Origin of the sequence: Flectobacillus longus, assembly GCF_030056705.1 — a bacterium.
GTDB lineage: Bacteria > Bacteroidota > Bacteroidia > Cytophagales > Spirosomataceae > Flectobacillus > Flectobacillus longus.
Genome location: NZ_JASHIC010000020.1, coordinates 120,665 through 141,619 on the forward strand (window position 1 = coordinate 120,665; position 20,955 = coordinate 141,619).

Below are 20,955 nucleotides of genomic sequence, written 5' to 3' on the forward strand. Positions count from 1 at the left end.
TTACTGCATTAATGGTTTTGGACTATTTAGTTTGCAAATATACATTCTTTGCCCAACATATATAATATTTTTTGACGATGTTGCTCAAGGCCTTTATTGTAGGTAAGTCAGATGCTTCGGCTATATCCTTGACTTTTTTGTCTTTGGTCAAAATATTAATACTTTGTTTTTCAGAAAGGTAAGCCGCATTGGTAATATGACCTTGTACCATCAGATAAGGAATGTCTTCAGGATAGACATTTTCTTGGCTTAGCAAATCGATTTGAATTTTTTCAAGAAAAGAATCTGAAATAGGTTCGTCAAGCAACATAATTTTATAGAGCTTACGATCTAAAAGCATTTGACTAATACTCGACAGGAGTTTATCAGGGTGCTTTGCCCAAACTTTTATGCAACCCCAAACATCAGTATCGTCCATTTCAGTGAATGCTTGAATGTATTTTGGATTAGATTTGAATTCCTCAAGAGAGATATCTTCTTTTAGGAAAATCCCAAATGCTGGTGTAACAAAAACATCCTTTCCGTACTTGATTAATTCTTTGGCTCTTTTGATAATTTGTATCAACATTGTTTCGGCACAAATACAGGTTTTGTGAAGGTACACCTGCCAATACATTAAGCGTCTTGCTGTTAGAAAATTCTCAATAGAATAAATACCTTTTTGTTCCACTACCAATTCATTGTCAACAATATCTAGCATTTTCAAAATACGGTCTGCTCCAATAAAACCTTCTCGCACTCCTGTAAAAAAGCTATCACGATTGAGATAATCCATGCGGTCAACATCTAGCTGACTCGAAATAAGTTGATGAAAAAAACGACGAGAATAGGTATCGTTAAACATCTGAATAGCCATACTGAGTGCACCGTCGAACTGTCGGTTGAGTTCTTGCATCAACAAAAGTGAAATTTCTTCATGCGGAACATGGTTTAAAATCGTATGTTCTAAAACATGAGAAAATGGCCCGTGACCAATATCATGTAATAAAATTGCCATTTGAGCTGATTCAAACTCTTCATCAGATATATCATGTCCTTTATATTTGAGTGCGTTGAGGGCTTCTTGCATCAAGTGCATAGCACCAAGAGCATGATGAAATCGAGTATGCAAAGCACCAGGATATACATAATCGGCAGTACCAAGTTGTTTTATACGTCGTAAGCGTTGGTAATAAGGATGTTCGATAAGGTCGAAAATAAGAGGAGACGTAATATTGATAAAACCATAAACGGGGTCATTTACAATTTTGCGTTTGTTCATAATATAGGGAAGCTTATTGAGGATTAAAAATAGAAAAAAATCTCAAGTTCTTAATCGCTGAGTATGACTGTATTATCAGTGATTGAGTACAAAAGTAGGAGATAATTTGCTGAAATCTTCCTTAGACTACTTGCAATATTATGAGTATTTCATTAATTTTGCAGTATTACAGAAAAGCAGTAACATGCGAATTTGTAGGGACTTGTAGCTCAGCTGGTTAGAGCACCTGACTCATAATCAGGGGGTCCATGGTTCGAGCCCATGCTGGTCCACTATCACGGAAATGAGGTAACTGAAAGGCAATACATAAGTATTGCCTTTTTTGTTTTATATCGTTTATTATCAGCAAAATACGCCTAAATCTCATCTAAACACGTTTTTTCCCCGCACTTACAATCTTACTTACACGTGTAATTTTCTACTTACATCACTTTTTCGAACTAGTGTTTTTGAGCATTTTTGAAGCTTAATTTTTTAAAAAACCTACACAAATGCCAAAAAAACGCTCTTAAAGCAAGTTAACTACATGCAAATTAACTACTGGTTTCGTAAGTCTACAAAGAATCCAGAATTGGGAAATCTACAAGCGGTAATTAAAATTGATGGGGTAGAGTCCAAACCTTTCAGTACTGGAATTGACTGCGAAAAAAAAAATTGGAATCATGACCACAAATGTTTTGAGGGAAAGGGTAGTGCCCAAAAAGAAAAAGCGCTACACAATTTTGAGCAACGAATGCGTATGATTCTTACTACGCTAGAAGCCGAAAATCCAAATCAGTTCATTCACCCTTCAAAAATGATTGAATTACACCGTAATGACAAAGCTTCGAGGAAAAAACCTCAAGAAATTTTTACCATGCCCGATGCCATTAGGTTCTACAATGACTTAAGAAAAGAACTTAATAAAGCAGGTCAGCTCGATGATGAAACATTAGAGAACGACACAAAGTATGCCAACAACGTTTTGAAGTTCTTGAGAGAAAAGAATCGAATAACCAAAGCCGCTGTAGATTTTGATTTGTCAGTCATGGATGAGTTTATTCATTACATGAAAGTGCTTGGTCGAAAACCTTATTATATCAATAGGCATATTATGTGGATTAAATCAGTGCACAAGCAAGCCTACAAAAGAAACAAGATAAGTTTCAAGCCTGTAGAAGATATGGACTTGCTCAAGGTGAAACAAGAATTACCGAAGGTACTTGAACCTTGGGAGGTGGATAAAGTCTATGAGTATAAATTCAAAAAGTCTTTGCAGGAAGTTGCCGACGCTTGGGTATTCTGTCAAGAGACATCTTTTTCGTATGCAGACTATATCTCCCTTAGAGATGAGTTTTTAAACGTGGATGATGAAGGGATATATTGGATTATTTTTCCAAGAGATAAGGTGGAAGAAAATAATTATATGACCCCATTGAGTGCCCGTGCACTTGAAATAATAGACAAGTATGGAGGTTCGCTGGAAGGACTTCCTAAACGTTCAAATCAAACTATGAATGCCAGCCTAAAAGAAATAGCCAAATATGCAGGGGTAAACTCGAAGCTACATTTCCACATGGCCAGAAAATCATACGTTCACAACGCCCTTAACTATAAAGGCATGAGAGATGTCACTATTGCACAAACGGTTGGGTGGTCTGATACTAAGATGCTCAAGGTATATGCAAGGATTAATAGGAACGCAATAATTAAGGAGTTCTTTAAGAAGTAGTATTCACTTGAGTTATAGCCCTGCAATTGTGGGGCTATTTTATTTGAATGGAAGATTTACAAAATTTTATAAAAAATAAGTGCTACACAAGCGTTATTTAAATAACGCTTGTGGTTTCGTCCTGAAAAACAAACTAAACATCGAAAAAAGTAAATTTAATTAGTTTTTCATGTTTTAACTACTTTGATTTGTCATAAGAATCACGTAAATCTGGCGTAACAGTAACGTAATTCTGGCGTATAATTCACGTAAAACAGGTGTACAAAACAGGTAATTCTGGTATACGGTTAGCGTAATAGCGTCATTAAACTGGGTTTTATTTTCCACTCTTCTCCAAGGAAAAAAGTCCATATCCTATCATACTTAATTATTAAAATTATAAAGCTTATGGCTGCTACCACTCAATGTCATCCAGTGCCAGCTCAGGCAGTGGTGAATTTTGTGAGTCAAGGTTTTTCAAAGAATAGAGCTGCGCACTTTGACTATTATTACTCTAGTCAAAAGAGCAATATTCCAGATACGTTTTTCTACGAAGACTTTGCTCAAATTGATGCTTCTGAAGCAAGCAGAGAGGACAAAACAAAAATATCAAAGGATTTAATTGCCTACATTAAGTTTATTAATGAGGTTACTATAAAGGCTAAAGAAGAATTTCTAAAAGATTTAAATATTAGTCGTACTCACTATAGGACATACAAATCAATTCACGCTTCATTAATAGATTTACTGGGTGAATTAGACAGAGCTGTTTCTGTTTTTGAATCTTGTCAACTCGACAAGAATGATACTCTTAATGTATTGATTGGAGTTGTTGTCAATGATTTGTCACAATTAAGACTACTTTTTACAGATTTTGAAGCCAAACTCGGCGCAGCTCTGATAAAGAATAATCGACCTAAAGATGGGACTTATTTTAAGATAAGATCCTCGTCTGAATTGCATGCACTTAGAAATAAATCTTATGAATATTTTATTTAAATGTTTGACTCACATTATCCTATAACCCACCAACATCATCAAGTAAATCAAGAAAATCCCTCAATCACCACCTATTACCGTTATTTTGAATGTGGATTGGGAAACAGGTATATGATTTTAGTTGATAAATATCCTGAAGGTTTTTTTGTTATACAGTTCTGTTTACGGAAATATAGAAAGGAACCAGATAGATATTTAAAAACAGCGAATGCTGACTTTGCAAATGTCAAAGTGATATCAACCTGCTTTTATGTACTTAGGATGTTTTTAAATGAGTATCCGAATGCTTCCTTTGCATTTCAGGGTATATATGATACCAAAGAAGAGCAAAAAGAAATTTGTAGAAACCATATTAAATCACAGCGATTTCGTATTTATGAGTATATGGTTGTAAGCAGGATATCAGAAAATATTTTTAATCATTCTGTTTATGATAAGGAAAATGCTTACTTACTGATAAACAAAAGGGATAAAAGGGAAGATGTAGTTCAAATTATGGAAGAAAGATTCATCTCACTATTAAGATAGAAAAAGCCACACGATAAAGTGTGGCTTTTTTATTTCTAAATAATCAGAATGTATTGTTTTAACAATCTAATGCACAATCATACATTCTTTTTACGAAATCTTCATAAGGTCTTGGGTTGTTCCAAGGTGCTTCTTTCAACATGTTTTTTATTTCAGACATTTGAGGCAATCTGGGTACTAAATATTCGAAAGCCTTTTCTTGTAAGAAACTTTTACTGACTTTAAACTCGAACAAAGTGTAATCGGGGCAAATCATTTGCTTTTGAAGCTCCTTGGGAACAAAGGGGGCACCAATTCTATATTGAGTTGCGATGGATATTGCATCAAGTTCATTGTATCTACTTCCAAGATATTTCTGGGTATAATTATAGAACTCCCAAAAGTCCTTAAACTGAAATGGTAGGACATTATACAATTTGATAGTATTATTAGTGTGATCCATAACATCAATTTTGATTATTGTTTGTATCAAAATTGTAGGCTTACATAGCCCAAATAAAAGACAAAAAAGCCACAGGATAACACCCTGTGGCTTTTTGATTAAAATAGTTCTACACCTATTAATACGAAAATATATCATGGATTATAAAATTCCTAATTATTAATAATAAGAGACGGATTAGTTGTAAAATCATCCCCTACAAAAGCCAACTATCCAATCGAACAACCCAAAAACACAAAAAAAATCTATCCATTTTGAAAATGGATAGACTTTTGATAACTTTACGCTTGGATGAACTAAGAAATACTAAAATGTGCTACTTCGAAATATTACATTTAAGTTAACTAGTCTATCCCGTACATATATAAAACAAAAAATTATGTTTTCAACAAAAGAGTTGGAGGTTATCTCCATGATTGCAAGCTCACCATATTTTTGGAGAGCAATTATTTTGCTTGTTACTTGTAGTGTATTCTACGGTTTAACAGCAAAAGGTTATTCATTATTTCTTAAGAGTACCTTAGATGCTCTTGAACGTCTAATAAAATTGTTTAGGCATAAGAAATAACAAACTTGTTTATTCACATTAAGGGATTAGCAGTGTCATCTGTTAATCCTTTTTATTATCGTGACATTTGACTTCTACAAAGATATAATAAAGAAATGTTATACAAAAATTTGTAAACTTTTTTTTAATTAATTTTAATTATAAGCCCAATCTCAGAAAACGAAATGTAGAGTTTTCCTTGAAAGGAATTTTCTTTTCTATTTCAGTAATGAAAAAATGTACATGGTAGGCGTGGTACATTTCCGAAATATTGAGTGCTGGGGTTGTGTAAGTATTGAGGTTTAGGGTTGCTTCAAACTCTTCAGCGTTCTGTAAGAAATTAAATAAGCTGTTATTACAGGCATAGAGTCCTTTGTCTCCAGTAATTTGGATATCCATTTCGTTTCCAGTTGTGGACAATGCCAAAACTCCATCTTTCCAGCCTTTTGCATAGAAGATCCTATGCTCAATAATATTGTTCTATTGTTGCATTCTATAATCTACTGGGCTCATACCACCTAAAGAGACATGCGGGCGAACGAAATTATAATCCCTAATCCATAAAACTGTTTCTTGGCGTATTTTATCCAATTTGATTTATCTGTTTTTTAATGTTATCTAAAATAATTCTCAAACTGTCATTTTCATTTCTTAGTTGAGATATTCTAGACTCAAGTATTTGGTTGTCATTTTTTTGAACATCGATTGTCTTTTCTAATTCTACTATCTTTTGTTCTAAAGAAAAGACGTTGGTTTCTTCTAAACCTGATAGTCTTTTCAATTCAGGAATTAGTTTTCTTAGAATATTTATACCTGAGCCTGCTATAGTCTCAAACTTTAGAAAATTAAGATTTCCATTTTTATCTAGTATTTTTGCTTTTAATTGACAATTAGCACCATACACCCTTTCTTCGGGGCCTAATTCTATACATTGGTAATCCCCGATTGATATAAAATCTCTTTTGCCTAGCTCATTAATTATTGAATACTTGTAGTAGACATAGTGATTGCTAAAAGAAGTTGTATGTTCTGTATGGGGTTGTTGAAGTATTAGATATTTACGATGAGGTATTGCCAATGCAAGCTCAAAAGAATCCTCGTTAACAAATTCTCCATTTTCAAACACTACAAAATAGGTTTCCTTTTTTTTCATGATGCACTCAATTTAATAACTTTATTTCAAAATTCTCAAATAATTGAATCAATATACCTAGGCATTCCATCATTTTAAAAGCTTCTCTTTTACTCTTCGCTTTTGTTTGATTAAATTGATTTTAATTTTGTCCAAAAATAGAACTATTTTTGGATATATATAAAATTTAGGAACTCCTAATCGTCATAATACTGCATGAATTTTACTACGGGGCAAAGAATATCTACAAGAGGAGAAGATTTCATCATCACAAATACCTATACAAACTATGACAATAGTTATTTATTGGAGGTAGAAGGCATCAGCGAACTGGTCAAAGGAAAACGATTTTCTTTTGATACTCGTTTGGATAATGATATACAACAGCTTGAACCGAATGCTACAAAATTAGTACCTGATACCGATAGCGGTTATCGAAAAACGAAGCTTTTCTTAGAAACACAAATTCGGAACGCTGCCATATTTTCCGAAAAAATTGCTATTGCAGATAAGGCGGCAATTAATGCGGCCGATTACCAGCTAACGCCTACCCTAAAGGCTTTGCAATTGCCTCGCCCAAGACTGCTGATTGCCGATGGCGTAGGACTTGGAAAGACGGTCGAAGTGGGTATTTTTCTTGCCGAAATGATTAAAAGAGGCAAAGGGAAAAGGATCATGGTTTTAGCACCTAAATCTATTTTAGCCCAATTTCAACAGGAAATTTGGAACCGTTTTGCTATTCCTTTAGTAAGATTAGATTCTGAAGGAATTGCAAAAATAAAATCGCAACTGCCTGCCAATAAAAACCCTTTTGAGTATTACGACAAAACGATTATTTCAATAGATACCTTAAAAAACAATGCAAAATTTAGGCACTATCTTGAAAAATCCCGTTGGGATGTGGTCGTTATTGACGAATGTCATACCGTAGCAAATGATAAAAGCCAAAAAGGAGATTTAGCTCAGTTTATCGCTAAAAGATGTGAATCGCTGATTCTTACGTCGGCTACACCCCATAATGGTAGAAAAGAAAACTTTGCGAACCTCATCAACATGATAGAGCCTACTGCCATTCCTAAAAATGGTGATTATAGCAAAACTCATGTTGAACCTTACTATGTGCGTCGCTTTAAAAATGATATTTTAGACGAAAGCGTAAGAGCTAATTTCCAAGAAAGAGAAATCGTTAGGCTATCGGCTCAATTAAGTAGCTTGGAAATAGACTTCCTAACTGAGCAACAAAACCTCAAGTTTCAGGCGATTGAGGATGTAAACAATGGCAAATCGAAAGAAGATTTTCTGTTTTCAATTGGTATTTTCAAGGCTTTTATGTCGTCGCCTATGGCAGCATTGGAGAGTATCAACCGTCGTATTGAAAAGGTAGGGTTGCTTCATGAAAGTTATGCTATACTCCTTTCGCTCAAAAATCGCTTAGAAGCTATCATCAAAGCAAAAGCTGATTCAAAATATACCACACTCAAAAATACCTTAATGGATTTGGGCTGGTCGGGCAAAAAACACGACGACCGTTTTGTGATTTTTGCGGAAAGAATTCATACGCTCGAATACTTGCAGGAAAACCTTAGCCGTGACTTTAAGCTATCTCAACAAGCTGTTCAGTTTTTTCATGGTAGCTTATCTGATAGCGAACAACAGGCTATTATTGAAGACTTCGGTAAGCAAGATAGCGACGTGAAGATTCTTCTATGTTCTGATGCTGGTTCTCAAGGAGTTAATTTACATTATTTCTGTAACCGAATGTTTAATTATGATATTCCGTGGTCGCTGATTACCCTTGAACAACGAAACGGACGTATCGACAGATACGGACAGAAAAAAGTACCTTATATTTATTATCTCATTGCCGAATCGGATATTGAGGGGCTTAAAACAGATTTACATATTGTTGAAAGGCTTACCGAAAAAGAAGAAGAGGTATATAAAACACTGGGGGATGCAGGTTCAGTGATGAAACTGTATGATACCCAACAAGAAGAAGCATTCATCGAAGAGGCTTTTCTCCAACAAAATGAAGATTTCTTAAATACTGAGACCGTCGAAGCGTCGTTCGACTTCTCGATGCTTTTTGATGACGATGATGAAACTACGCAGGCGACAATTACAGAAAATCCTTACGAAAAAGTAGTGTCAATTTACCATAATGAAGCACTTTTTTACAAAGATTTGTTTGAACAACTCACTTCTCATGACAGACTTCAAGCCAATGAAGTAATGGTAAATGGTGATTATATCGAGATTGTCAATCACCCCGAATTGGATACTATTTTATATGATTTACCTGCCGAATCGAAACCTAAAAAAGGCGAACTTTTTAAATTGTCTTTAGATAAAGAACTAATCAAAAGGGCTATTGAACAAGCTCGTACTAAAAAAGGAGCATGGGCTGAGTTCCAGATTTTGTATGAATTACACCCTGTAATGAGGTACTATATGACCAAGCTCGAAGCCAGTATTGATAAAGATGTGGCATTGATAGCAAAAGTAAAAGTACTACCCCCGAATACAGCTTGGTATGTATTTCAAGGACAGGTTTCTAATAACCTAGGGCAACCACTCGTTGCTGATTTCTTTGTGGTGGGGCTTACGGATGGACGTGCTTTTCAGAAACCTTTTCCACTCGAAGATTTTATTGAACAATATAAGCTAAAAGAGGAACTCTATCCTGTGAATATCGAAGCGGTAGAAATCCAAAGGCTTCAAAACGACTTAGCTAATGCTGTTCTTTGGGGTGAATCATACATGCTTGAACAACAACAAAAATTAGAAGCAAGCATGGAAAGTAAACTAGAAGCCTATAAAAAGAAATTGGAAGATTGGCGTGAGGATGCGCTACAACAACTTACGCTTGATTTTGGAGAAAAAATTCAAACCGATTACTGGTCAAGAATCAAAGATTCAAAAGAGCGTGAAATCGAAACTATCCTGAGCGATTCGGCTCAATACCAAAAGGATTATAGCTCGCTCAAAGGCGAACCCTATTTGAAAGTTTTAGCCGTCTTTTTTCATTAATTTATACCAAAGCCGTTTTTTACTCTTTGCACATCATGATTAAGTTTATACATAATATTGGCGACTACTTTTCTTCAAATTATTTTGATGAAAACTTTACCTCTAAAGTAGTCCAAAAATCAGGTTTCGCACTTGAAGACATCAAAAACTTCAATAAAAAAATTACGCCATTAAAAGACCGCTATTTTAAACTAAAACAGCTTATAATCGAAGGGAGATTGCGTACCAAAGATAAAATTTTTGAAACGCATACTTTTCATACGACTGTGCTCAATGCCTTGGGCTATGATGGGCAAGCCACCGAATACCAACAACAAAAGTTCTTCCACCTTTCTGAGTTTGAGGTGATTCCTGTCAGACATATTTTATACAGGGGTTCGCAGCCGCATTTGATGATTATGGAAATGCAGGCACTTATCAAAGAAGATGACAAAGACCCCGATGGGCTTTTTGAACAACGCTATAATATTGAGGAAGAGGAGCTTAGTTCGCCACCACAACGCTATCACCGTAGCCAATGGGAGCGTATTTTTGCACTTCCTAACGAATTGAAAATTTCGCCTATTATCATTAATAAAGCTGTTTCTGCTTTGTTTTTGCTTGAGCCTCACTTACGTCCAAAGTATATTTTACTCTTGGCAGGAAACATGATTTTCTTGCTCGAACAAGAAAAATGGTTTCGAGGTAGTTATCTACAACTCGATTTAGAAGAGCTCTTCAACGAGGCTACTGCCAACCGTAATGCCAATTATTACGCCTTGTTTTATTTCTTGCTTGGAAAAGAAACCTTAGCACCTGAAAGCGAAATGGTGCTACTCGACCAACTCGACGAAGATAGCCACAAATCAGCTTATGAAGTAACCAAAGACCTCAAAGAGGGTATCATTCATGCCGTGGAAGCCTTGGCAAATGAGGCTATTTTTTATAAAAAAGAAACCAATCACGAAGTATTCGACGAAACGGATGACCTTTTCGAGCAACAAATGAAAGACGACTGTCTTACCATCATTTACCGTTTGCTCTTTATTTTTTATGCCGAATCTAGGGAAGATTTGGATATTCTCCCCAGCAACGACGCTATCTATAACCGTGGATATTCGTTGGAGATGCTTCGTGAATTAGAACAAGTGCCGCTCTTGTCGGATAGTAGTCTCAATGGCTACTTTTTTCACCAGTCGCTCCAACAATTGTTTGGTGTATTGGCCAATGGCTACCGTGAAAACGACAACGGACAGAACAAAAGCTTTAAAGTAAGGCATATCGACTCGCCGCTTTTTGATGATACCAAACTCAACCCTTTGCGTGGAGTGAAGTTCCGCAATAAGGTATGGCAAGATATTATCTGCCGCTTGTCGTTGTCGAAAGAGAAAAAAGGTAAAACCCGTGGGCGTATTTCTTATGCCAATTTAGGTATTAACCAGTTGGGTAGTGTGTACGAAAGCTTATTGGCTTATCGGGGCTTTTATGCTGAACAAGATTATATCGAGGTACACAAAGCTGGGAAACCAGAAGAGGGTACTTTCCTCGTGCCAAGAAGTCGCCGTGATGATTTTACCGATAAAGAAGTCCTCAAAGATGAAAAAGGCAATGCCGTTATTGTACCCAAAGGCACTTTTGTGTATCGCCTGAGCGGACGTGACCGCCAGAAGTCGGCTTCCTATTATACGCCAGAGATACTTACCGAGTGCACCGTAAAATATACCTTGAAGCCCATTCTTGAAAAACTCGAAAACAAGCAAATGAAAGCCTCGGAGCTTCTCGACCTCAAATTGCTTGAACCTGCTATGGGGGCGGCGGCTTTTCATAACGAAATGATTAACCAATTGGCAGAAGCCTACTTAAGCTACCGCCAAAAGGAAATGGGTAAGCGAGTTGCTCCCGACCGATACCAAGAAGAACGCCAAAAAGTAAAAGCCTATATTGCTACCAACAATGTGTATGGCGTGGACTTGAACCCTACGGCTATCGAACTGGGCAAACTCTCGCTTTGGCTCAATGTGATTCATAAAGACATGGAAACGCCCTTTTTTAGTAACCGTATCGGAGTTGGAAATGCCGTGGTTGGGGCTTGGCTCAAGGTGTATCCCGAAAAAGACCTCATTGCCGAAGACCATGTTATCACAGATGCTAAAGGTAAACCCAAACGTGTGCCGCTCAAAAAGGAGTGGTGGGAAAAAGCTCCTAAACAACTGACCTTCAAGCCCAGTACCAATTATGATAAAATTCAACACAATAGAAAAGAAGATGAAATTTATCATTTCTTGTTGCCCGATAAAAATATGGTGGCTTCGGCAGCTATCAAATTGCTGAAAAGCGAACACGAAGCCGAAAGCAAACGGGTTAGCGAATGGAAACGTGACTGGACAAAACCGCTTGGTAATCAAGAGATAACGCAAGTAAAACTTATTTCTGAGAAAATAGACGAGCTGCTGATACAGCATTACCGTTTTCAGCGAAATATCAATGTACAAACGGCCATGCCCAAAAATGTGTTTGGCGCCGAGGCGGTACAAACGCATATTAAATCTTACACAGAAAAAGAAAAACTGGCCGACGAACGCAATCGCCATGCTGCACCGTATTTCAAGCTAAAAATGGTGATGGACTACTGGTGTAGTCTTTGGTTTTGGGATGTGCGTAATGCCGTTGAATTGCCCAGTCGTCAACAATTTTGGCAGGATATTCAGCAGATTTTACAAATGGATTTGGCAGAAAAATACGCCATTCATACAGAGGCACGGAGAAAAGAGCTTTCGAATACAAGCCATGCCGCCGAGTTTCAAATGAATCTTTTTGCAGCAAATGAACCTGCTATTTCTACTGAAAAAGTAAACGAAACCATTATTGCCGAAACTGAAAAGAAGGATATTTTCGACCAAAACGAACGCCTACAATTGGTGCAAGCTTTGGCCAAACAATACTTTTTCTTTCATCCGCAATTAGAATTTTTAGAGGTATTTTGGGAACGCTCAGGCTTCGACCTGATTGCGGGGAATCCGCCGTGGTTGAAATTGCAATTTGAAGAAAGTGGGATTATCTCCGAAAAATTTCCAGAAATAGCCATTCGTAGCGAATCTGCCCCCAAAGTACGGGCTTTACAAGCCGACTTTTTGGCTGATATAAGCCTCAAAGAAATGTACTTGGGCGAAGCCATCGGTACAGAGGCTACCTCGGTGTTTTTGAACGCCCACCAAAATTATCCGCTGTTGGCTGGGCAACAAACCAACCTCTATAAATGTGTATTGGAAAATGGCTTTAGCCTTTTAGGCAAACAGGGCTTTATGGGCTTAATCCACCCCGAAAGTATTTATGACGACCCAAACGGACAGCCACTACGAAAAGAAGTATATCAGCGGTTAAAATATCATTTTCAGTTTCAGAATGAAATGTCATTATTTGCAGAAGTCCATCACAACATGAGTTATGGAGTTCAAGTATTTTCAGGTACGAAAGGAGGTGTATCTTTTACATCTATTTCTAACTTATTCCACCCCTCAACCATAAGCGGCTCATTTTTAAATACAAGCTTTGGCGTTTCGGGAGGAATTAAAATAAAAGATGAAGTGTCGGGTAAATTCATTTGGAACATAAAGCCTCATTCTGACCGTATTGTTCGCTTTACAGAAAAAGAGTTGTTGGTTCTTGCAAAAACTTTTGAAAATTCTACGGCTTGGGATTCGGCAAAATTAGTATCTATACACTCTGCTTCAATTCTTACCATTCTCGAAAAATTAAGCTCTTTTAAAGGTGCTGTTGAACATTATGAAACGAGAATTACGGTTTGCTTCGACGAAACATTAGATGTTAATAATGGTACAATCAAACGAAATACACAAGTTCCTGATATAGAAGCCCATGAAATGATTTATAGTGGGCCACATTTTTATGTTTCAAATCCAATTTATAAAACACCTTTGGAAAAATGTATTCTTAGTTCTGATTACGACATAATTGACCATAGTTTAGTAGATGCCCATTTTGTAGCCAGAACCAACTATATACCTGCTGGTGATATAGAGAGCTTTCCTGATTTGATAAAAGGCTTTAAAATTACCAACGATGACGACCAAGAAATGTATGACCGTTGGATTGATTATTATAAAGTTGGCTTTAGAAAAATGTTAGGACAACCCAATGAAAGAACTTTAATTTCTGCTATTTTACCGCCTAAAACGAGTCATACTCATGGTGTAGTGTCGATAATTTATAGAAATACATCTCTTTTAGTAGAAACACAAGCAATTTGTTCTTCATTAATTCTTGATTTTTTTATTAAAACAGTTGGAGCTGCTAATTTAAGTGATAGCAGGATGACGGCTTTCCCTTTGGGTATTTCCGAAAAATACAAGCCTTATTTATTTAGTAGAACCCTGTTGCTCAACTGTTTAAACAAATATTACGCTCCACTTTGGGAGGAAAACTACCGAGCCGAGTTTAGTCAAGACCAATGGAGCAAAACAGACAGCCGTCTGAAGCCTTTTGCCGACTTAACCGCCATCTGGACGTGGAACACACCACTCCGCAATTGGTACGAGCGTAGGCAAGCTTTGGTAGAAATAGACGTGCTTACGGCAATGGCATTGGGGCTAAGTTTATCAGAATTGATTTTGATTTACAACGTACAGTTTCCTGTTTTACAACAAAACGAAGACGATACTTGGTACGACCAACGAGGCAATATTGTGTTTACTTGTAGCAAGGGGCTCACAGGCGTAGGCGTTGACCGCCCCGTATGGGAAAAAATCAGAAACCTATCGGCAGGCGATACCTACGAACATACCATTGAGAAAAGCGAGCTTTACGCTGGGCAAACCGTGCTATATTATGCTCCTTTTGAAAAATGCGATAGAGTAGCAGATTATGAAAAAGCTTGGGCATGGTTTGAGCAATTGTAAGTAAATTTGAGGTATGGAAGAACTTCTTCTCCCAAAAAACAAATCCAAAGTAACCCATTCCGCCCTTGCAGGAGACAACTCCAGCAAGGGCGGAAATTATTGCTCACAATTCAGCATTTACAAATTAAAATTTAAAAAGCTCCCTATTGATAAATGTTACCATTACAACAAGCCTCCGAAGTAAAAGAATCTATACTCGAATATATCAAAGCTACTTTTGGGTTTAAGAACCAAAGAGTACACCAAGCCTTTTATCAATTTGTGAACAACCCAACAGAAGGGATGTTCAAAGGGCCTTATTTGTCGGTGAAATTACCCTTTGTAAAAGCTACCTCGCATCAGGAAATCCCCCTCACAGTAAAACCCAATTTTCCACCATACGACCACCAGTATAAAGCATTTCAACGGCTTACGAGTGCGGGGCAAATGCCACAATCGACCCTTATCACTACAGGAACGTCGTCGGGTAAAACTGAGTGTTTTATGTATCCTGTTTTAGATTTTTGTTACCAAAATCTACACCGCAGGGGCATCAAAGTCATCATCATGTATCCGATGAACGCCTTAGCCACTGACCAAGCCAAACGCTTAGCAGAAACCATTTGGGCCGACGAACGCCTCAAAGGAAAACTCACCGTAGGTTTATTTATAGGCGAAGGCAAAGACCGTAAGAAGTTCCCCAACCACATGGGCGAACAGCACGTTATAGAAAACAAACAACTGATTGTAGATAGTCCACCAGATATTTTATTGACTAACTTCAAAATGTTAGATTATTCGTTGATGCGCAACGAGTATCATAACCTCTGGAATTTTAATTTACAGGACTCATCGCTCTTACAGTTTTTGGTATTAGATGAACTTCATACCTACGACGGGGCACAAGGCACCGATGTAGCCAACCTAATCCGTCGATTAAAGTTGAAATTAGGGATAGAAAAAGGGCAACTTTGTGCAGTAGGAACATCGGCAACGATAGGAACAGGAGAGGCTTCGAAACAATTATTGACACAATATGCCGAAAAAGTATTTGGCGAGCATTTCGACGATCAAGCCATTATTACCGAAAACCGAGAAACCGTACAAGACTTTTTTGGTTTACAAGACCTAGACGACTATTTGCCCCGAATCAAAGGCATAAAAGACAGCCGAATAGCTGCACAAGATAGTTATGAGAGCTATATCCAGCGCCAAAAGCGCCTTTGGCAGATTTCGGAGTATAGCGATGCCGTACAATTAGGCGTAGAGCTAAAAGGGCTAAAAATAGTGAAAGACCTTTTAGCAATTTGTTCTAAAAAAATAAAAGCCCTAGATGAAGTCCTATCTGAGCTAGCGTGCATCAATCCATCATTTAGCCGCATACCCGAATGGGATGCACTTGGGGGCTTTAACCCACGGGAAGAAATAGTCAATTCGCTTTTGGCACTTATCAGCGAAGCCAAAGTGGGTACAGGTCGTCATTTCCCATTTTTGTATGTACAAGTACAAATTTGGATACGAGAACTCAGTGGCGTATTACGCACAGTAGCCACCACACCCGTATTTACTTGGAAAGATAAGGCAGGCGATAAATTAGACCCCAAGTCGTTACCTTCGTACTATTGTCGGGAATGTGGTGTAAGCGGATGGTTGGGTGTCAAAGACGATAATAAAAATCATTTTTATGCCGACCCCAAGCAGGTGTATGATTATTTTTTTGATAATCATAAAAACCTCTATTTTATCAATACCGAAGAGCATCCTGCTGTTGAAGAGTACGAAGCCACTACCGCTGAAAACCGTTATTTGCACCCTGTAACCTTAGCACTTAGCGATAGACCAGACACCGATTCATTTAAAATACAAGCCCTAAGAAAACTCGATGACCGCAATCGCAGCCGATACATCTGCCCTTGCTGTAATGCCGAAAATAGCATTGGCATTATCGGAACACGCATAGCCACAATGTCGTCGGTCACTGTCAGCCAGTTATTGGCTTCTGACCTTGATCCACGCAAAGACCAGCAGCGAAAAGTATTAGCCTTTACCAACAGCGTACAAGACGCGGCACATCAGGCTGGTTTTGTGGAAGCCCGAAATTATCGTTTTACCTTTCGTTCCTCCTTACAAAAAGTTATCAATCAACAGCAAGGTCTTACCGACATCAGTACTTTACAACAAGCCTTTTTGGATTATTGGAAAAACCATGCCGATGAGTCTGGCAACCATCATGAAGAAGCCTACTTTTTCCGTTTTTTTCCAGCCGATTACGTAGGCAAAGTAGATATACACCACGACTATCGAAAAGGTAAAAAATTTACAGAAGCATTTGTAAAAGAGTTTGACCTACGCATCAGATGGGAAATTATGGCCGAATTTGGCTACAATGCTATTATCGGTAGAACCCTTGAAAAAACAGGAGCATCAGCCATCACCTTTGACCCTACCAAACTCGCAGCCATTTACCCAGCGATGGAAAAATGGCTCGAAGACAATAACCTTGGCATGATTCAGAACGAAGCATTACAAGCTTTTGTCAATGGTATTTTGCACCGCATACGCAGAAGAGGGGGCATCGACCATCCCTATTTAAGCAAATTCAGAGAAAATGGACTAGAAATAAGAGACCTCAATTGGTGGGGCGATAATCGCCATTTTCTCAACAAACTCTTTCATCCTAGAAGCCGTTTTCCTAAGCTTCTCAGCAGTCAGCCACATAGTAGAGGGGTTTTAGATACCACTTTTACAACAAGTAATAACTGGTTTAAAAGCTATTTTACGAAGTCGTTTCAGATAGCACCCAACTATCATGCCCTTGTCAATGACTTTTACAAGAAACTGCTCGAAGTAATGGAGCAAACTGGCTTGATGAACCAAGCAGGTAATGACTCAACGCTCAATTACAGCATAGAGCCAGCATCGGTATGGGTACAAAACAAAGTAAAGCAACATCAATGTGATACTTGCGGTGCTGTTTTATCTGTAGCTCAGAGCGATACCATAACCCAACACAGCAAATGTTTGGTATATGACTGTTCTGGAACCTATCAGCCACAAGCAGAAGTCTCAAAAAACTATTATCAAGCCGTTTATAACAGAAGTCGTTCGCCTCGCATTTATGCCAGCGAACACACAGGCGTATTAGAGAGAAAAGACCGAGAGCGAAAAGAAAACGACTTTAAAGAACGTCCCTTTTTCAACTCACTCAATACGATTGTTGCCACTTCTACTTTAGAAATGGGTATCGATATTGGTACTCTCAATACCGCCATAAACAACGCTGTTCCACCCCTAAGTGCCAATTTTTTGCAACGAGTAGGGCGAGCTGGGCGAGCATCTGGAGCGGCACTTATCAATAATTTTGCTTCTAATAAAGCCCATGAATTATATTATTTCGAAGAACCACTTGATATGATGGATGGGGAAATAGCAACACCGGGGTGTTATCTGGAAGCCAAAGATATTTTGTATAGACATTTTTTGGCCTATTGCTTAGATAATTGGTCTAGCCAAGACCCTCAGAATAATGCTATTCCTCGGATTTTAATGAGCCTTCGATTGATGAGTACAGACCTCAGTTCAGTCGATTTCTTTGCCAATCGTATCATCTCATTTATCAAGTCTAAAGAAAGCCTACTACTGAGTCGGTTTGTCGATTTTTATAAGCCAGACCTCAATGACTCCAAAGTATTGGAAGGGTTAGTTCAATATTTGTCAGACGAGAGTTTTTTCCTAAGAATCAAAAGTGTTTTTCAGAAACTTAAACAAGAATATGTAACTATTCAAGAGAAAAGGCAGGAAATAGATAACCAAATAAAAGCGCTTAGACTAGCCGCTACTGATGATGAGCGAAAGCTATTAGAAGCAGAGAAAAAAGCACTTTGGGGTTTGAAACGATTATTGGATAAAAGAGCAGTATTAGAGCATTTGACCAATGTAGGGCTATTGCCCAACTATGCCTTTCCAGAAACGGGCGTAACCCTAAACGCATGGGTGAAATCGTATAAGGCAAAAGCCAGCGATAGTATTCCAACGGATCAGCAGTTTGAGATAGTTCGTTCGTCGAATACTGCTTTGAGAGAATTTGCTCCTAACAATTATTTCTATTCACAAGGGTATAAGTTTGCTATTTCGGGCATCAATACTTTCGACTGGAAAGATGCAGGCGTGTTGCTGAGCAAACGATTTTGTTCCAACTGTGATCACCTCGCCGATAGCGTCATTACCAATGAAACACATTGCCCAAAATGCCAAGATCCATCATGGGCGTCTATCAAAAATCAGCATACTTTTGTTAAGCTCAACAGCGTAAAGTCTGTCAATACTCGTGAAAACTCGACTCTCGACGATAGCAGCGATGACCGTGATGCTGAGTATTATCGTATTACAAAACATATTCACTTTGATGTGCGAAGTCTTCAAGGGGCTTGGGGTATGAAAGATATTCCTTTTGGCATTGAGTATGTTAAAAACGTTGTTATCACAGAAGTTAATTTAGGTTTAGCCTCAGAAATTGATGCTAACAAGATTACCATCAATCAGCAAACAGACGTTCCTTATCATGGTTTTATTACCTGTAAATATTGTGGTAAAAGCTCTTCAAAACGCCAAAATACAGATTGGCATTTTGGCTATTGTAAGCACAAAACAAGAAACTATATAGGGAAGTCCGATGACGTTTTTGAAGAAGTATATTTATTCAGAGAAATTAAGACAGAGGCACTTAAAGTACTATTACCTGTTCAGGAGTTTGAAAATGATGCCACAGTAAATATGTTTAAAGCTGGCTTATTATTAGGCTTGAAGCGATACTATAAAGGCAATCCCCAACACATATCCATCAGCAACTATTCGGAATACAACTTGCATAGCCAACGGTTTGACCGATACCTTGTGTTATATGATACCATCCCTGGAGGAACAGGTTATTTAGAAAAGCTTTTTAATCCAGAAGAATTCAGGATTGTATTATTAGAAGCATACTTAGCTATACGAGATTGCGGCTGCCAGCATGTAGGTAAAGATGGTTGCTATCGATGCATTTATACGTATGCGAATCAGTACAATCAAGAGGAACTTAGCAGAACTAGGGCAGAACAATTATTCAAGAGAATTGCCGAAAAATCAAATGCTTGGGAATCATACAACAACGGTTTAGGCACATTGGCAGGTAGCGGACAAATAGAAGAAAGTGAATTAGAAGACCGATTTATCAGAAGTTTAAGAAACTATCTCTTACAAGATTATGGCAAAGGAAATAAATTTGAAGAAATAAAACAGGATGGTGTTATCAACTATCAACTAAAAATAGTAGAGAAAGACTATGTCTACTATTATATGATTCGTCCTCAATTTAACCTAGGTAAATCGGAAGGCGTAGAGTTTAATACTCGTTCAGACTTTTATATTAGTTTAACAACAGCAGAAAAAGCAGGGCGTACTTTATCAGAAGAAGAAGTTTTTACTGCCAAAAGCATAGCTATCTACATGGATGGTTATCAGTATCATGCTTCCAAAGAACATAATAATTTTTTCAACGACTTTGAAAAACGTAAAAGTATTGTAAAATCTAACGATAAAATTACGTGGACTCTTACTTGGGAAGATATAGAACTATTTGACATGGTTGTTAAAGACAATGATGCAAGAGCGTTTGAGGCTAAAAAAGACTACTTAGCACTTGATAAAACACAATATGCCAAAACGATAGAAAAATACAAAAAGACACCTCATTTGCGTAATTGTAGCGATGAGTTGCTGGAAAGCAACAACTCATTTGAACGCCTTTTGTGGTATTTGAAAAATCCGTTAGATGCAAACCGAGCAAAAAAAGTCGCCTTGCTGTTAGCAATGCGTCAATCCAAATTTGCGAATCCCTCTGTTGATGCACCAGAACTCAATAAAGTATTGTCTCAACATTTTGTGAAGACACCACATAATCAACAAGCAAAGAACCTTAACGATTGCTATGTATTACCAGAAATTGAGCAAATTACGGATTTTTCATCTGTGAATTTGGCCATACATTTAGCTACTTTAGACCTCAAAAGTAGCGTTCTAATTAAAACCCAAAATAGTGCCTTAGATAAAAAGCAATGGCAAAATTTCTGGCGACTTTACAACTTAGTTCAAGAATCTTTGGTGTCTTTAGACGAAGCACCAGAGCCAACGGTTGAGAATCTGAGTAAAGATTATAGTTGCTTGGCTTATTTTGAAGAAAGTTTTCATCCATTGATTCAATATTTGATAGAGCATGACATCTACTTTGAGCGAGAAGGCAGTTTCTTTGTTGAGTATGATGGGCTGTTTGCTGAGGCAATGTTGGGTTTTGAAAAGCAAAAGCTTTTCTTCAATCCTATTTCATTAGCAGATAAAGACATTTTTGAGAAAGCAGGATATACACAAGTTGAGATAACCGATTTTAACCCATCTACCTTATTATCATGAGAATT

Annotated in this window: 11 protein-coding genes and 1 tRNA gene; 7 read left to right on the forward strand and 5 right to left on the reverse strand. The window is 37.6% G+C overall.

The window, feature by feature from the left end; all coding sequences use genetic code 11:
* Positions 1 to 22 precede the first annotated feature (22 nt).
* Positions 23 to 1,261 carry an HD domain-containing protein gene (locus QM491_RS15605; RefSeq protein WP_283328426.1) on the reverse strand — a complete coding sequence of 413 codons (1,239 nt, stop codon included), beginning with the start codon at positions 1,259 to 1,261 and terminating at the stop codon, positions 23 to 25.
* 198 nt (positions 1,262 to 1,459) lie between these two features.
* On the opposite strand from QM491_RS15605, the gene QM491_RS15610 reads away from it, so the two are divergent.
* From QM491_RS15610 to QM491_RS15625, 4 genes are all read left to right on the forward strand, one after another.
* Positions 1,460 to 1,533, forward strand: a tRNA-Ile gene (locus QM491_RS15610).
* A gap of 254 nt (positions 1,534 to 1,787) precedes the next feature.
* Positions 1,788 to 2,972 (forward strand): tyrosine-type recombinase/integrase, encoded by a 1,185-nt coding sequence (locus QM491_RS15615; RefSeq protein WP_283328427.1) that lies wholly within the window; start codon positions 1,788 to 1,790, stop codon positions 2,970 to 2,972.
* Positions 2,973 to 3,359: 387 nt separating this feature from the next.
* Entirely contained in the window at positions 3,360 to 3,950 is a 591-nt protein-coding gene (locus QM491_RS15620; RefSeq protein ID WP_283328429.1) for a hypothetical protein, read from the forward strand.
* Positions 3,951 to 4,478, forward strand: a complete 528-nt coding sequence (locus QM491_RS15625; protein WP_283328430.1) for a hypothetical protein — start codon at positions 3,951 to 3,953, stop codon at positions 4,476 to 4,478.
* 58 nt (positions 4,479 to 4,536) lie between these two features.
* On the opposite strand, the gene QM491_RS15630 is transcribed toward QM491_RS15625, so the two are convergent.
* The 4 genes from QM491_RS15630 to QM491_RS15640 form a co-directional block, all read right to left on the reverse strand.
* The gene (locus QM491_RS15630) at positions 4,537 to 4,920 is read right to left on the reverse strand and encodes a hypothetical protein (protein WP_283328431.1); all 384 of its coding nucleotides are present in this window, start codon (positions 4,918 to 4,920) and stop codon (positions 4,537 to 4,539) included.
* A 706-nt stretch (positions 4,921 to 5,626) separates the two neighbouring features.
* Complete coding sequence (locus QM491_RS15635) at positions 5,627 to 5,866, reverse strand: hypothetical protein (RefSeq protein ID WP_283328432.1); 240 nt, start codon at positions 5,864 to 5,866, stop codon at positions 5,627 to 5,629.
* An 81-nt stretch (positions 5,867 to 5,947) separates the two neighbouring features.
* Positions 5,948 to 6,058: an integrase core domain-containing protein gene (locus QM491_RS25550; RefSeq protein ID WP_374761263.1), complete on the reverse strand. Its 111-nt coding sequence runs from the start codon at positions 6,056 to 6,058 to the stop codon at positions 5,948 to 5,950.
* A complete protein-coding gene (locus tag QM491_RS15640) occupies positions 6,051 to 6,620 on the reverse strand; it encodes a hypothetical protein (protein ID WP_283328433.1) in 570 nt (189 codons plus the stop codon). Before QM491_RS15640 ends, QM491_RS25550 begins: the two co-directional genes overlap by 8 nt.
* A 195-nt stretch (positions 6,621 to 6,815) precedes the next feature.
* On the opposite strand from QM491_RS15640, the gene QM491_RS15645 reads away from it, so the two are divergent.
* The 3 genes from QM491_RS15645 (at position 6,816) to QM491_RS15655 (ending at position 20,950) form a co-directional block, all read left to right on the forward strand.
* A complete protein-coding gene (locus tag QM491_RS15645; RefSeq protein WP_283328434.1) occupies positions 6,816 to 9,629 on the forward strand; it encodes a helicase-related protein in 2,814 nt (937 codons plus the stop codon).
* Positions 9,630 to 9,664: 35 nt separating this feature from the next.
* The gene (locus tag QM491_RS15650; protein WP_283328435.1) at positions 9,665 to 14,524 is read left to right on the forward strand and encodes a hypothetical protein; all 4,860 of its coding nucleotides are present in this window, start codon (positions 9,665 to 9,667) and stop codon (positions 14,522 to 14,524) included.
* Between the two features lie 153 nt (positions 14,525 to 14,677).
* The gene (locus QM491_RS15655; RefSeq protein WP_283328436.1) at positions 14,678 to 20,950 is read left to right on the forward strand and encodes a DEAD/DEAH box helicase; all 6,273 of its coding nucleotides are present in this window, start codon (positions 14,678 to 14,680) and stop codon (positions 20,948 to 20,950) included.
* Positions 20,951 to 20,955 lie beyond the last annotated feature (5 nt).

Bases quoted from the DNA above. Each gene is read 5' to 3' on its own strand.
- QM491_RS15625 (WP_283328430.1), top strand. From the start codon at position 3,951: ATGTTTGACTCACATTATCCTATAACCCACCAACATCATCAAGTAAAT.
- QM491_RS15635 (WP_283328432.1), bottom strand. From the start codon at position 5,866: ATGGATATCCAAATTACTGGAGACAAAGGACTCTATGCCTGTAATAAC.
- QM491_RS15630 (WP_283328431.1), bottom strand. From the start codon at position 4,920: ATGGATCACACTAATAATACTATCAAATTGTATAATGTCCTACCATTT.
- QM491_RS15620 (WP_283328429.1), top strand. From the start codon at position 3,360: ATGGCTGCTACCACTCAATGTCATCCAGTGCCAGCTCAGGCAGTGGTG.
- QM491_RS15655 (WP_283328436.1), top strand. From the start codon at position 14,678: ATGTTACCATTACAACAAGCCTCCGAAGTAAAAGAATCTATACTCGAA.
- QM491_RS15640 (WP_283328433.1), bottom strand. From the start codon at position 6,620: ATGAAAAAAAAGGAAACCTATTTTGTAGTGTTTGAAAATGGAGAATTT.
- QM491_RS15605 (WP_283328426.1), bottom strand. From the start codon at position 1,261: ATGAACAAACGCAAAATTGTAAATGACCCCGTTTATGGTTTTATCAAT.
- QM491_RS15615 (WP_283328427.1), top strand. From the start codon at position 1,788: ATGCAAATTAACTACTGGTTTCGTAAGTCTACAAAGAATCCAGAATTG.
- QM491_RS15645 (WP_283328434.1), top strand. From the start codon at position 6,816: ATGAATTTTACTACGGGGCAAAGAATATCTACAAGAGGAGAAGATTTC.
- QM491_RS15650 (WP_283328435.1), top strand. From the start codon at position 9,665: ATGATTAAGTTTATACATAATATTGGCGACTACTTTTCTTCAAATTAT.